At 63.7% G+C, this 12,853-nt stretch carries 12 protein-coding genes and 2 pseudogenes; 8 read left to right on the forward strand and 6 right to left on the reverse strand.

Annotated elements, in window-relative coordinates; genetic code table 11:
- Positions 1–149 precede the first annotated feature (149 nt).
- Positions 150–926: an MBL fold metallo-hydrolase gene (locus PE067_RS00625; protein ID WP_276187359.1), complete on the forward strand. Its 777-nt coding sequence runs from the start codon at positions 150–152 to the stop codon at positions 924–926.
- Positions 927–994: 68 nt separating this feature from the next.
- Here PE067_RS00625 and PE067_RS00630 read toward each other — a convergent pair whose 3' ends face one another.
- From PE067_RS00630 to PE067_RS00650, 5 genes are all read right to left on the reverse strand, one after another.
- Positions 995–2,209 carry an NADP-dependent isocitrate dehydrogenase gene (locus tag PE067_RS00630; RefSeq protein ID WP_276187360.1) on the reverse strand — a complete coding sequence of 405 codons (1,215 nt, stop codon included), beginning with the start codon at positions 2,207–2,209 and terminating at the stop codon, positions 995–997.
- A 151-nt stretch (positions 2,210–2,360) separates the two neighbouring features.
- Positions 2,361–2,762: a hypothetical protein gene (locus PE067_RS00635; RefSeq protein ID WP_276187361.1), complete on the reverse strand. Its 402-nt coding sequence runs from the start codon at positions 2,760–2,762 to the stop codon at positions 2,361–2,363.
- Positions 2,755–3,885 carry an HD domain-containing protein gene (locus PE067_RS00640; protein WP_276187362.1) on the reverse strand — a complete coding sequence of 377 codons (1,131 nt, stop codon included), beginning with the start codon at positions 3,883–3,885 and terminating at the stop codon, positions 2,755–2,757. The genes PE067_RS00635 and PE067_RS00640 overlap by 8 nt, the downstream gene beginning before the upstream one ends.
- Complete coding sequence (locus PE067_RS00645) at positions 3,882–4,334, reverse strand: hypothetical protein (RefSeq protein ID WP_276187363.1); 453 nt, start codon at positions 4,332–4,334, stop codon at positions 3,882–3,884. The genes PE067_RS00640 and PE067_RS00645 overlap by 4 nt, the downstream gene beginning before the upstream one ends.
- Positions 4,335–4,352: 18 nt before the next feature.
- Entirely contained in the window at positions 4,353–5,012 is a 660-nt protein-coding gene (locus PE067_RS00650; RefSeq protein WP_276187364.1) for an alpha/beta hydrolase, read from the reverse strand.
- Between the two features lie 205 nt (positions 5,013–5,217).
- On the opposite strand from PE067_RS00650, the gene PE067_RS00655 reads away from it, so the two are divergent.
- The gene (locus PE067_RS00655) at positions 5,218–5,676 is read left to right on the forward strand and encodes an Rrf2 family transcriptional regulator (RefSeq protein WP_276187365.1); all 459 of its coding nucleotides are present in this window, start codon (positions 5,218–5,220) and stop codon (positions 5,674–5,676) included.
- Here PE067_RS00655 and PE067_RS00660 read toward each other — a convergent pair whose 3' ends face one another.
- Positions 5,677–6,519, reverse strand: a complete 843-nt coding sequence (locus tag PE067_RS00660) for a BadF/BadG/BcrA/BcrD ATPase family protein (RefSeq protein WP_276187366.1) — start codon at positions 6,517–6,519, stop codon at positions 5,677–5,679.
- A 90-nt stretch (positions 6,520–6,609) separates the two neighbouring features.
- Between PE067_RS00660 and PE067_RS00665 the strand changes: the two are divergent.
- The 6 genes and pseudogenes from PE067_RS00665 to nspC all read left to right on the forward strand — a co-directional run bounded on the left by PE067_RS00665 (position 6,610) and on the right by nspC (position 12,849).
- A pseudogene (locus PE067_RS00665) lies at positions 6,610–7,869 on the forward strand (ABC transporter substrate-binding protein).
- A gap of 33 nt (positions 7,870–7,902) precedes the next feature.
- Entirely contained in the window at positions 7,903–8,796 is an 894-nt protein-coding gene (locus PE067_RS00670) for a sugar ABC transporter permease (protein WP_276187367.1), read from the forward strand.
- Positions 8,796–9,617, forward strand: a complete 822-nt coding sequence (locus tag PE067_RS00675; protein WP_276187368.1) for a carbohydrate ABC transporter permease — start codon at positions 8,796–8,798, stop codon at positions 9,615–9,617. The genes PE067_RS00670 and PE067_RS00675 overlap by 1 nt, the downstream gene beginning before the upstream one ends.
- Positions 9,614–10,657: a Gfo/Idh/MocA family oxidoreductase gene (locus tag PE067_RS00680; RefSeq protein WP_276187369.1), complete on the forward strand. Its 1,044-nt coding sequence runs from the start codon at positions 9,614–9,616 to the stop codon at positions 10,655–10,657. Before PE067_RS00675 ends, PE067_RS00680 begins: the two co-directional genes overlap by 4 nt.
- A gap of 38 nt (positions 10,658–10,695) precedes the next feature.
- Positions 10,696–11,644, forward strand: a pseudogene (locus PE067_RS00685) (ATP-binding cassette domain-containing protein).
- Positions 11,645–11,748: 104 nt separating this feature from the next.
- Entirely contained in the window at positions 11,749–12,849 is a 1,101-nt protein-coding gene (gene nspC / locus PE067_RS00690; RefSeq protein ID WP_276187370.1) for a carboxynorspermidine decarboxylase, read from the forward strand.
- Positions 12,850–12,853 lie beyond the last annotated feature (4 nt).

Here is a 12,853-nt window from a genome sequence, read left to right on the forward strand (position 1 = left end):
GGGACTCCACGCAATTTCTTCTGCATTAGCGCAGGTTTTACGAATCTGCAAAGGTGAAAGGCGGAATGCGGGTTATACTGTCGTCAGGAACCCGTGACCGCCCGGATCGGTTGCGATGGCATCCCCCCCTTTCGCGAAAGGACGACAGAATGCGCATGACCAGACGGATTTCCCTGCAACTGGCGCTGACCGGCATCGCCATGGGCGGCCTGCCCCGCATCGGCGCGGCCGAGGACGCGGCCCCCGCCACGGTGTCGATCCGTCCGATCGAACATGCCTCTTTCTATCTGGAACTGCCCGACCGGGTGATTGCGGTCGATCCGGTGGGCGATGCGGCGCTTTATGCCAACCTGCCCCAGCCCGACCTGATCCTGATCACCCATGAACACGGCGACCATTTCGACCCGGACCGCTTGCAGGCCCTGCTGGGCGAACAGACGCGGATCATCTCGAACCCGGCGGTGCTGGAAAAGATGTCTGACGCGCTGAAGGCCCGCACCACCGCCATGGCCAATGGCGAAACCGCAGATCTGGACGGGCTGATGATCAGCGCCGTCCCCGCCTACAACATCACCGAGGACCGGCTGCAATACCACCCCAAGGGCCGCGACAACGGCTATGTCCTGACCATCGGCGGGGCGCGTTTCTACATCGCGGGCGATACCGAGGCCACGGATGAGATGAAGGCGCTGACAGACATTCACGTCGCCTTCGTGCCGATGAACCTGCCCTATACGATGACCGCCGATCAGGCGGCCGAAGGGGTCGCGGCCTTTGCCCCCGTTCAGGTCTATCCCTATCACCATCGCGGCACCGACCCGGCAGCCTTCGCCGCGAAACTGAAGGAACTGGGCAGCGAAACCGAGGTGATCATCGCCGACTGGTATCCCGCCGTCGAAGACCCGACCGGCGCCAACCCGGAATAAAGCGCGCCGAGTGAACGAAAAAGGCCCGAGAGCGATCTCGGGCCTTTCATCATGCGGCTGCGCGGCAATCAGCCTTGCAGCGCCTTGTTCAGATATTCGTCGACTTTTTCCAGATAGCCCATCGTGGTCAGCCATTTCTGATCCGGGCCGACCAGCAGCGCGAGGTCCTTGGTCATGAAACCATCCTCGACCGCCTGAACGGTCACACGCTCCAGCGTCTGCGCGAAATTCAGCAGGGCCGCGTTGTCGTCCAGTTTCGCGCGATGTTTCAGACCGCCGGTCCAAGCATAGATCGACGCAATCGAGTTGGTCGAGGTTTCCTTGCCCTTCTGATGTTCGCGGTAGTGGCGGGTGACGGTGCCGTGCGCCGCCTCTGCCTCGACCGTCTTTCCATCGGGCGTCATCAGAACCGAGGTCATCAGGCCAAGCGAACCAAAGCCCTGCGCGACCGTATCCGACTGCACGTCGCCGTCATAGTTCTTGCAGGCCCAGACATAGCCGCCCGACCATTTCAGCGCCGAGGCGACCATATCGTCGATCAGGCGGTGTTCGTAATGGATGCCGGCTTTTTTGAAGGCGTCTTCGAATTCGGCCTCATAGACCTCCTGGAAGATGTCCTTGAAGCGGCCGTCATAGGCTTTCAGGATGGTGTTCTTGGTCGACAGATAGACCGGATAGCCGCGCTGCAGACCATAGTTCATGGATGCACGGGCGAAATCGCGGATCGAATCGTCCAGGTTGTACATCGCCTGCGCGATACCGGCGCCGGGGGCCTGGAAGACCTCGTGTTCGATGACTTCGCCATCATCGCCGACGAATTTGATCGTCAGCTTGCCCGCGCCGGGGAATTTGAAATCGGTGGCCTTGTACTGGTCGCCGAATGCGTGACGCCCGACGATGATCGGCTGCGTCCAATGCGGCACCAGACGCGGCACGTTCTGGCAGATGATCGGCTCGCGGAAAATCACGCCGCCCAGAATGTTGCGGATCGTGCCGTTGGGCGATTTCCACATCTTTTTCAGGCCGAATTCCTCGACCCGCGCCTCGTCCGGGGTGATCGTCGCACATTTGACGCCGACGCCATGTTCCTTGATCGCAAGGGCGGAATCGATGGTGACCTGATCGTCGGTCGCATCGCGGTGTTCGATGCCCAGATCGTAATATTTCAGGTCGATATCGAGATAGGGCAGGATCAGTTTGTCTTTGATGAAGTGCCAGATGATCCGGGTCATCTCGTCGCCGTCAAGCTCGACGACCGGGTTCGCTACCTTGATCTTCGACATGGGTACCCCCTCATGGAATGGAACGCGCTCGGCGCCGCTATAGCCGGGAATGCGGGGAATGGAAAGGTGTGTATGCGATTGCATACCAAATTTCCGCCAATCTTCGGACGGGCGCGGCGCATGGCCGGCGTCGGGGCATCCGGCGGGGGTGTCAGGGACGGTTTCGCCGGGCGATCATCTGGTTCAGACACAGCGCGGCCAGACCGCAAATCACGACGGGCAGGCCGAAACGGGTGGAAAAGCCCTCTCCGATCCCCAGAAAGGACCGGCCTGCGGTCAGGGCGAACAGGATGCCGATCAGCAGGCCGAGGTCCTGCCGAGTGACGCCCTGCGGGATGGCGATGCGCAGCGCCAGCAGAATCAGGACGACAAGGCCCGCAGGTTGCAGCGCCTCGGTGACCAGACGGCGCCGCCCGGCGACTTCGGCAAAGGCGTCAAAGCCCCGTCCCGATGGCAGGGGGCCGCTGATCTGCGCGGCAATCCCGGCGATGCCGTGGTCCAGCAGCGCCATGCCGAAAAAGCACAGGCAAAGTGCCGCGGCACGCCTAGGCATGGGCGAACCACTGTCGCGCGCGTTCGTCCAGCCATTGCCACAGATCCGGCGCGCCGCGTTCGATCTGGCGCCCGACGCGGGCGACCAACTGGTCGTAGGTGACATTGTATTCCGGCCATGTCCCGCCATCGCTGGCCAGATTCAGCACGACCGGCTGCGCCCGGTCCAGCGCCTTGCCAAAGATCGCATCCGGGGTTTCGGCCGCCTCGAATTCGTCCCACAGCGCGCGGAAGCCCTGCCCTTGCGCCTGCGGCAACAGCCCGAAGATCCGCCGCGCCGCCGCCTGTTCGGCCGCAACCTGCCCCTGCGAATGATGCGAGGCGCCGCCATTGGCGTGGATCGGCACATCGCCCGTGTCGATTTCGACCAGATCATGCAGGATCAGCATGCGGATCACCCGCGCCGGATCGACGCCCGGCCCGGCGATGCCCCCCAAGACCAGCGCGTAAAGCGCCAGATGCCAGCTATGTTCGGCGGTATTTTCGCGCCGCGACCCGTCGCAGAGCCGCCCGGCCCGCAACACGGATTTCAGCCGGTCCGCCACCGCCAGAAAGGCCAGACGCCGCCCCAGATCGCTGTCGGGCAGGGGCTGGCCGTCCAGCAGGGATTGCGCCGCCGCCATCGCCTCGGGCCATTCCTGCCACAGTCGCGCGGCGCGGCCCCCGCCCATGTTGTCGCGCACGATCTGCAGGTGATCGGGGCGCGGACGATCGGACAGCAGGACCTGAAACAGCGGCTGGATATGGTCCATGCGCTTGGCGAAACGCGCATCGGGGCTTTGCCCCGCCTCGAATTCCTGCCACAGCGCCAGCAGGGACGCGCCACCCGGCAGCAGGCCGAACAACTGTTGCGCGGCGGCCAGTTCGGCGGCCTGCACGGCGGCGGCGTCATGGGCCAGATGGATCGGATGATCGCCCGTGTCGATTTCGACCAGATCATGCAGCAGGATCATGGCAATCGCCCGGTCCGACCCGCCAAAGACCATCGCGTAAAGCGCCACATGCCATGAATGTTCCGCGCTGTTTTCGGCGCGCGAATCGTCCATCAGCACATTGGCGCGGTCGACGGATTTCAGCCGGTCCGCCTCGATCAGAAAGGCGATCAGGGCGGAGTAATCCGTCATCTGCCGCGCCCGGCGTGGCGGCGGGCGAAACGCAGCGACAGCAGGGCGCCGATGATCGCGGGGGCCAGATATTGCAGGCGGTTGACCTCGACCGGGATGTCGCAGGCGCCGCCGTTTTCGCGGATCATGTGCCATGGGATCAGCGCGGCCAGAACCAGCGTGCCCGCGATCAGGACCGGACGTTCGCGCAGGGGCCGCAGCACCGCCAGCACCGCCAGCGGCATCAGGCACAGGCCCATCACCGCCAGCCCAAGCGGATCAAGCTGGGGCAGCACCACGCCAAGCGTCGCGGGCGGATAGCTGTCCATCATGTCGCCTGTCGGGCAGATCTCATCGCCCTTGATGATGCAATGGATACTGTCCACCTCCAGCCCCGTGGCCAGCGCCTCGGCCAGCAGAGCAAGACCCGCGACCACGACCAGCCACAGGCCCGAAAGCAGACGCAGCATCAGCCCGCCCAAACCCCGTTACCGCGTGGTTTCGGTCAGGCGGCGGCGGACATAGCCCTGAACATTGGCGATCATCGGCTTCATATGCACCTCGTCATCGCGGAAGAAATGGTCCGCGCCCTCGATTTCCTCGTGGGTGATGGTGATGCCCTTCTGCTCGCGCAGCTTGCCGACAAGGCCGTGGGTGTCTTTCGGCGGCGCGACACGGTCAGCGGTGCCGTTGATGATCAGGCCCGACGACGGGCAAGGCGCCAGAAAGCTGAAATCATACATGTTCGCAGGCGGCGCGACCGACACGAAACCGGTGATTTCCGGGCGCCGCATCAGCAGTTGCATCCCGATCCATGCGCCAAAGCTGAAGCCCGCGACCCAGCAATGCTTGGAATTCGGGTTCATCGCCTGCAGGTAATCCAGCGCGGATGCGGCATCCGACAGTTCGCCGATGCCCTGATCGAATTCGCCCTGACTGCGGCCGACGCCCCGGAAATTGAAGCGCAGCACCGTGAAGCCCATCTGATGAAAGGCGTAATGCAGGTTGTAAACCACCCGGTTGTTCATCGTCCCCCCGAATTGCGGATGGGGGTGCAGGATGATGGCGATCGGGGCGTCCGGCTTGGCCTGGGGGTGGTAGCGTCCCTCCAGACGACCTTCGGGACCGGGGAAAATCAGTTCAGGCATGGGCTTCCTTCGATTTCGGCTTTCTTGACGCTTATGCGGCTCACCATTAGACCCATACTTGGGAAGCACGCAGGAAGAACACAAGAAACGCAAGGCACGGCTTTGGCGGATTAGACCGAAGCCCTGGCCCGCGTCAATCTTTGGCCAAATCTTTGGCCAGCCCCACAGGCAGCCCGCAGATCCCTGCGCGAAGGAGAGAAACCCCATGAAACTATCGACAAAGGGTCGTTACGCGATGGTCGCGCTGATTGATCTGGCGATCGCCAAGGGCGACAACCTGACCTCTCTGGCGGAAATTTCGGACCGGCAGGATATCTCGCTGCCCTATCTGGAACAGCTGTTTGTGCGGCTGCGCCGGGCCGGGCTGGTCGAATCGGTGCGCGGTCCGGGCGGCGGCTATCGTCTGGCCCGTCCCGCGTCGGAAATCCGCGTCGCCGAAATCCTGGAAGCCGTCGATGAAACCGTCAGCGCCCTGCATGTCGGCGCGGGCGCGACGGGCGGCGTGTCCGGGTCGCGGGCACAGACCCTGTCGAACCGGCTGTGGGAAAGCCTGTCGGCGCATGTCTATGTGTTTTTGCACAACCACACGCTGGCGGATGTGTCGAAAAACGCCCTGCTGCCCTGCCCCGCCCTGCCGCAGATCCTGGCGGTCGTGGACGAATGATCACGCCTTATCTGATTGGGCCATTTCCAGCGCCAGCCGCAGCGCGCCGTCCAGCGGCGTGCCGCGCGCGGGGCGCTGATTCCAGCGGTCAAACAGCCGGTCGGCAAAGATCGGGCCAAGCCCGCCGGTGAAGGTCACGGGCAGATCGCGCCCCCCCTGCAACCGGGTGATGGCCTGAATGACGTAATCGCAGGCGGCATCCAGCACCTGTTCGGCCACCGGATCGCCCGGATATTCCAGCATCAGCCGCGCAACGCGGGCAAAATCGGCGCCGCTGGCCGTGCGCGCAAGGCCCACGATCTGCTGCGGCCCGCCCAGTTGATCCAGCACCGCCAGCGTCAGACCCGTCGGCTCGACCAGCCCGTCCTGCGTGCGCAGGGTCAATGTCAGCAGCAGCCTGCCCATCCATGCGCCGCTGGCCTCATCCCCCAGAACCGGACCCCACCCGCCGATGGTTTCGACCGCGCCGCCGATCTGGCGCGAAAACACCGATCCCGTGCCGATGGCCGCCACCACCCCGTCGCCCGCGCCAAGCGCCCCCGCCACCGCCGTCACCGCATCATGCACGACCCGCACCCGGCCAAAGGGCAGCATCGGTCCCAGCCAGTTGCGCGCGCCGGAAATATTCGCCCCGGCCAGCCCCAGACATGCCGCAACGTCACCGGGCGCGCGCCCGTCCAGCGCCTGCCCCGCCGTGTCCATGATCGCGGCGAGCGCGCCATCGCGGTCGGAATTGATATTGGCGGGCCCGCCTTCGCCCCGGCCCAGAACGCGGCCGTCGCGATCGGCCAGAACCGCGCGGCATCCGGTCCCGCCACCATCAAGACCCAGAAAGAACTGCATGTGACGACTCCTTGACGACCATGGCGGCGGGCTGCAACCTGACCTCAGCTAACAGAAGCGGCGAAACAGCCGCAAGCAGGGAGAACGACCATGAAGCTGGGCAAAATCAGCGCGATCCTTTTGGCGGCGACGGCACCGGGCACGCCCGCATTCGCGCAGGATGTGGTGCTGAACATCGAAAGCTGGCGCAATGACGACCTGCCGATCTGGCAGGAAAAGATCATCCCGGCGTTCGAGGCCGCACATCCGGGGATCAAGCTGAATTTCACGCCCTCGGCCCCGGCGGAATACAATGCTGTGCTGAATTCCAAGCTGCAGGGCGGTTCGGCGGGCGATATCATCACCTGCCGGCCCTTTGACGCATCCCTGCAACTGTTCGAACAGGGCCAGCTGGCCGATCTGACCGATCTGGCGGGCATGGCGAATTTCAGCGATGTCGCGAAATCGGGCTGGTCCACGGATGACGGGTCGAAAACCTTCTGCGTGCCGATGGCCAGCGTGATCCACGGGTTCCTGTATAACAAGGCGGCCTTTACCGAACTGGGGCTGGAACCGCCCCGGACCGTCGATGAATTCTTTGCCCTGCTGGACAAGATCAAAGAGGAGGGCAGCTATATCCCGATGGCGATGGGCACCCCGACCAGTGGGAAGCGGCGACGATGGGTTACCAGAACATCGGCCCGAATTACTGGCACGGCGAGGATGGCCGCAAGGCGCTGATCGCGGGCACCGCCAAGCTGACCGATCCCGAATTCGTGGCGCCGCTGGAACAGCTTGCCCGCTGGAAGGACTACCTTGGCGACGGGTTCGAGGCGCAGACCTATCCCGACAGCCAGAACCTGTTCACCCTTGGCCGCGCGGCGATCTATCCGACAGGGTCATGGGAAATCGGGCCGTTCACCCCGCAGATCGGCGGCGCCTTTGAAATGGGCGCCTTCCCGCCCCCGGTCCCGGCGGATGGCGATACCTGCTATATCTCGGATCACACGGATATCGGCATCGGCATGAATGCCGCGACCCGACATCCCGACGAGGTGCGCATCTTCCTGGACTGGGTCGCCAGCCCCGAATTCGCCACGCTTTACGCCAATGCCCTGCCCGGCTTCTTCCCGCTGTCCAGCGGCGAGGTCGCGCTGGAGGATCCGCTGGCACAGGAATTCATCGGCTGGCGCGGGAATTGCCAATCGACCATCCGATCCACCTATCAGATCCTGTCGCGCGGCACGCCGAGATCTGGAAAACGAGGCGTGGCGCATATCCGCCGCCGTCGTCAACGGCACCCTGACGCCCGAGGCAGGCGCCAAGGAACTGCAGGACGGTCTGGAAAGCTGGTATCAGCCCGCGCAATAAGGTCACGGCCCCGGTTCGCCGGGGCCGACCGCCATGTTCAAGCGCCCGCATATCCTGGTCTTTCTGGCCCCCGCCGTCATCATCTATACGCTGGTGATGATCCTGCCCTTGTTCGGCACGCTGCGCCTTGCGCTGTTTCGCGGCGACGGCTTTGTCGGGCTGGCGAATTTCCAGACCCTGTTCGGCGATCCACGGTGGAGCGCGGCTTTCTGGAACGCGCTTGGCAACAACCTGTGGTTTTTCATCGTGCATATGCTGGTGCAAAACCCCATCGGCATCGCGCTGGCGGCGCTGCTGTCGTCGAACCGGCTGCGCGGGGCGGCCTTTTACCGGACCGCGATTTTCATTCCGACGATCCTGTCTTTTGTCGTGGTCGGTTTCGCGTGGAAGCTGATCCTGTCGCCGCTCTGGGGGATCGCGCCGAACATGCTGGATGCGGTCGGGCTGAAATCGCTGTTCGCGCCATGGCTGGGACGCGAGGGATCGGCCCTGACCACGCTGGCGCTGATCTCTGTCTGGCAATTCGTCGGCATTCCGATGATGCTGATCTATGCCGCGATGATTTCCATCCCCGATGAGGTGATCGAGGCCGCCGAGATCGACGGCATCACCGGCTGGTCGCAGTTCCGGCGCATCAAGCTGCCGCTGATCCTGCCCGCGATCGGGATCATTTCGGTTCTGACATTCGTCGGAAATTTCAACGCATTCGACCTGATCTATGTCAGTCAGGGGGCGCTGGCCGGGCCGAATTACGCGACTGATATTCTGGGCACATTCATGTTCCGCACGTTCTTCGGGTTCCAGTTGCAACTGGGCGATCCGAACATGGGCGCGACCATTGCCAGCGTGATGTTCGTGATCATTCTGGCCGGCGTCTGCCTGTATCTGTTCGGCATCCACCGCCGCCTGCGGAGGTATCAGTTCTGATGCGCGCCCGCATGATCGCCGCCCATATCGCCCTGCTGATCTATACGCTGATCGCGCTGTTTCCGGTCTGGGTCGTCGTCATCAACAGTTTCAAATCGCGGCAGGCGATCTTTCGCGAGCCGCTGGCCCTGCCCGATGCCGACAGCTTCAGCCTGATCGGCTATCAGACGGTCGCGGCGCAGGGCGATTTCCTGCTGTATTTCCAGAACTCGCTGATCGTGACCTGCCTGTCGCTGGCGGGCGTGCTGCTGTTCGGCGCGATGGCGGCCTTCGCGCTGTCGGAATACCGCTTTCGCGGCAATGCGCTGATGGGGCTGTATCTGGCGCTTGGCATCATGATCCCGATCCGGCTTGGCACGGTGTCGATCCTGCAAGGCATGGTCGCGGCCGGGCTGAACAACACGCTGGCCGCGCTGATTCTGGTCTATATCGCGCAGGGGCTGCCGCTTGCCGTGTTCATCCTGGCGGAATTCGTGTCGGGCATTTCGGACGACCTGAAATCGGCAGGGCGGATGGACGGGCTGTCGGAATATGCGATCTTTTTCCGGCTGGTCCTGCCGCTGATCCGGCCCGCGCTGGCGACGGTTGCCGTGTTCACCATGATCCCGATCTGGAATGACCTGTGGTTCCCGCTGATCCTTGCCCCGTCCGAAGGCACCAAGACGATCACATTGGGCACGCAGGTTTTCCTTGGCCAGTTCGTGACCAACTGGAACGCGGTTCTGGCGGCGCTGACGCTGGCGATCGTGCCGGTTCTGGTGCTTTACCTGATCTTTTCGCGGCAGTTGATCCGCGGCATCACCTCGGGGGCAGTCAAATGAGGGTTCTGGTCGCGGGCTTGGGCAATATGGGGCGCAGCCATGCGCTGGCTTGGGCGAAACTGCCGGGGGTGCGGATCGTCGGGCTGGTGAACCGTTCGCCGGTCGATCTGCCGGATGAACTGTCGGGCCTGCCGCGTTTCAGCGATTTTCACAGGGCGCTGGCCGACACCCGCCCCGATGTCGCGGTGATCGCCACCTATTCCGACAGCCATGCCGAATATGCCATCGCCGCGATGCGGGCCGGGGCGCATGTGTTCGTGGAAAAGCCGCTGGCGACGACGGTCGCGGATGCGCAGGCCGTGGCCGATGTGGCGCGCGACACCGGGCGCAAGCTGGTCGTCGGCTATATCCTGCGCCACCACCCAAGCTGGCAGCGCCTGATTGCGGAATCGCGGGCGCTTGGCGGCCCCTATGTCTTCCGGCTGAACCTGAACCAGCAATCCAGCGGCGCGACATGGGATGTCCACAAGGCGCTGATGCAGACGACATCGCCCATTGTCGATTGCGGCGTGCATTACGTCGATGTCATGTGCCAGATCACCGATGCCCCGCCGGTCGAGGTGCGCGGCATGGGGGTTCGCCTGTCGGATGAAATCGCGCCCGACATGTATAATTACGGCCATTTGCAGGTGCTGTTCGCCGATGGTTCGGTCGGCTGGTATGAGGCGGGTTGGGGACCGATGATGTCCGACACCGCGTTTTTCGTCAAAGACGTGGTCAGCCCGAATGGCGCGGTCAGCATCCGCATGCCCGATGATGCGCGTTCCGACGATATCGACACCCATACGCAAACCGCAAAGATCCGGCTGCACCGCGTCGGCCAGCCCGATCAGGATCTGTCCATGCAGGGCGAACCGGGCCATCAGGAGCTGTGCGATGCCGAAGCGGCCTTCATGGCCCGGGCGATTGCCGATGACACGGATCTGGCGCGGCACAGGGCGGATGCGGTCGCATCATTGGCTGTCTGTCTGGCCGCCGACACATCCATCCGCACCGGCCAGCCGGTCCGATTGAAGAGGCAAAGATGCAGCAATCTCTGAACTGAGAAACCTGCGCAAGAAGCTTTGGCGCGGTCGAGGTGATCCCCGGCGTCAGCCTGACGGTCGAGCCGGGCGAGTTCTGCGTCTTTGTCGGCCCGTCGGGTTGCGGGAAATCGACGCTGCTGCGGATGATCGCGGGGCTGGAGGAATCGGACAGCGGCGATATCCTGATCGGCGGGCAACGCGTCAACGACATGGCGCCATCGAAACGCGAAATCGCGATGGTGTTCCAGACCTATGCGCTTTACCCGCATCTGACGGTCGCCGGAAACATGGGCCTTGCGCTGAAACAGGCGGGCAGGCCGACGCGCCGAAATCGACATGCCGCCGTGGCCCGCGCCGCCGATATGCTGGCGCTGGCCCCCTGCTGGAGCGTCGGCCCGCCGAACTCTCGGGCGGCCAGCGCCAGCGCGTCGCCATCGGCCGCGCCACTCGTGCGGCGAGCCCCGGCTGTTTCTGTTCGATGAACCCCTGTCGAACCTCGATGCCGCGCTGCGCGTGCAGACCCGCATCGAACTGGCCCGGCTGCATCGCGACCTGAATGCCACGATGATCTATGTCACCCACGATCAGGTCGAGGCGATGACGCTGGCCAATCGCATCGTCGTGCTGAACAAGGGCCGCATCGAACAATCCGGCCCCCCGATGGAACTGTATAACCGCCCCGCAAACCGTTTCGTCGCGGGGTTCATCGGATCGCCCGCGATGAATTTTCTGGATGCAGGCGCCCTGCCCGGCGCGCCTGCGGGCGCGGCGGAACTGGGCATCCGCCCCGAACATCTGCAGATCGCCGACAGCGGCATTGCCGGGGTGGTCAGCCATGTCGAACGGCTTGGCCATGAAACCATTATCCATGCCGATGCCCTCGGCCATCCGGTCGCCCTGCGGCTGAGCGGCGAACACGACCTGCCGGTCGGGCAAGAGCTGCGGCTGGCGCCCGACCCGGCGCGCGTTCACTGGTTTGACGCGCTAGGCGACCGGATCTAACGCCACCCCACGCAGATTGTCACCCCTGCGTCACCATTCCTTGCGAAACAGCGTGATCGCCCCTATATGCGGCCATTCCGTTTCAGTTTCCAAAGGGTTCGCTGATGCAGCCTCTCCCGACGCCCTATTATCTGATTGATCTGGCCGCCCTGCGCCGGAACATGGAAAAGATCGCGCATCTGCGCGAGGCTTCGGGGGCGAAATGCCTGCTGGCGCTGAAATGCTTTGCGACATGGTCGGCGTTCGATTTCATGCGGCCCTTCATGGATGGCACGACATCGTCCAGCCTGTTCGAGCTGCGTTTGGGCCGTGAGGAATTCGGCAAGGAAACCCACGCCTATTCCGTGGCCTGGGCCGATCACGAAATCGACGAGGCCATCGGCTATGCCGACAAGATCATCTTCAACAGCCTGAGCCAGCTTGACCGTTTCGGCGACAAGGCCAGCGGCATCGCGACGGGCCTGCGGCTGAACCCGCGCTTTTCGACCAGCGGCTTCGATCTGGCCGACCCGGCGCGGCAGTTCTCGCGGCTTGGGGAATGGGACCTGAACCGGCTGAATGCGGCGCTGGACCGCATCAGCGGCGTGATGATCCACTACAATTGCGAAAACCGCGATTTCGCGCTGTTCGACCAGCAGTTGACCCGGATCGAAACCGAATTCGGCAGCTTTCTGGAAAAACTGGACTGGGTGTCACTTGGCGGCGGCATTCACTTTACCGGCGACGATTATCCGCTGGATGATCTGGCCGCCCGCCTGCGCGCCTTTCAGGACCGTTTCGGCGTCCAGCTGTATCTGGAACCGGGCGAGGCCAGCATCACGAACTCGACCACGCTGGAGGTCACCGTGCTGGACATCATCAACAACGGCAAGGACGTGGCCATCGTCGACAGCAGCATCGAGGCGCATATGCTGGACCTGCTGATCTATCGCGAAACCGCCAAACTGCCGCAGGACGGCGCGCACGAATACCAGATCGCGGGCAAGACCTGCCTTGCGGGCGATATCTTTGGCGACGGGCGTTTCCCCGCGCCCCTGCGGATCGGCGACCGGATCAGCATCGCGGATGCGGCCGGTTACACGATGGTCAAGAAAAACTGGTTCAACGGCGTCGCCATGCCCTCGATCGCGATCCGCGAAGAGGACGGAACGGTGCGCCTTGTTCGCCAGTTTTCCTATGACGACTACAAGGACAGCCTGTCCTGACCCT

Source organism: Paracoccus sp. DMF-8 (assembly GCF_029309835.1).
Classification (GTDB): domain Bacteria; phylum Pseudomonadota; class Alphaproteobacteria; order Rhodobacterales; family Rhodobacteraceae; genus Paracoccus.

What these genes read in the sequence shown, in the direction of transcription:
- PE067_RS00625 (WP_276187359.1), top strand. Translation starts at nt 150, where the DNA reads ATGCGCATGACCAGACGGATTTCCCTGCAACTGGCGCTGACCGGCATC.
- PE067_RS00630 (WP_276187360.1), bottom strand. Translation starts at nt 2,209, where the DNA reads ATGTCGAAGATCAAGGTAGCGAACCCGGTCGTCGAGCTTGACGGCGAC.
- PE067_RS00635 (WP_276187361.1), bottom strand. Translation starts at nt 2,762, where the DNA reads ATGCCTAGGCGTGCCGCGGCACTTTGCCTGTGCTTTTTCGGCATGGCG.
- PE067_RS00640 (WP_276187362.1), bottom strand. Translation starts at nt 3,885, where the DNA reads ATGACGGATTACTCCGCCCTGATCGCCTTTCTGATCGAGGCGGACCGG.
- PE067_RS00645 (WP_276187363.1), bottom strand. Translation starts at nt 4,334, where the DNA reads ATGCTGCGTCTGCTTTCGGGCCTGTGGCTGGTCGTGGTCGCGGGTCTT.
- PE067_RS00650 (WP_276187364.1), bottom strand. Translation starts at nt 5,012, where the DNA reads ATGCCTGAACTGATTTTCCCCGGTCCCGAAGGTCGTCTGGAGGGACGC.
- PE067_RS00655 (WP_276187365.1), top strand. Translation starts at nt 5,218, where the DNA reads ATGAAACTATCGACAAAGGGTCGTTACGCGATGGTCGCGCTGATTGAT.
- PE067_RS00660 (WP_276187366.1), bottom strand. Translation starts at nt 6,519, where the DNA reads ATGCAGTTCTTTCTGGGTCTTGATGGTGGCGGGACCGGATGCCGCGCG.
- PE067_RS00670 (WP_276187367.1), top strand. Translation starts at nt 7,903, where the DNA reads ATGTTCAAGCGCCCGCATATCCTGGTCTTTCTGGCCCCCGCCGTCATC.
- PE067_RS00675 (WP_276187368.1), top strand. Translation starts at nt 8,796, where the DNA reads ATGCGCGCCCGCATGATCGCCGCCCATATCGCCCTGCTGATCTATACG.
- PE067_RS00680 (WP_276187369.1), top strand. Translation starts at nt 9,614, where the DNA reads ATGAGGGTTCTGGTCGCGGGCTTGGGCAATATGGGGCGCAGCCATGCG.
- nspC (WP_276187370.1), top strand. Translation starts at nt 11,749, where the DNA reads ATGCAGCCTCTCCCGACGCCCTATTATCTGATTGATCTGGCCGCCCTG.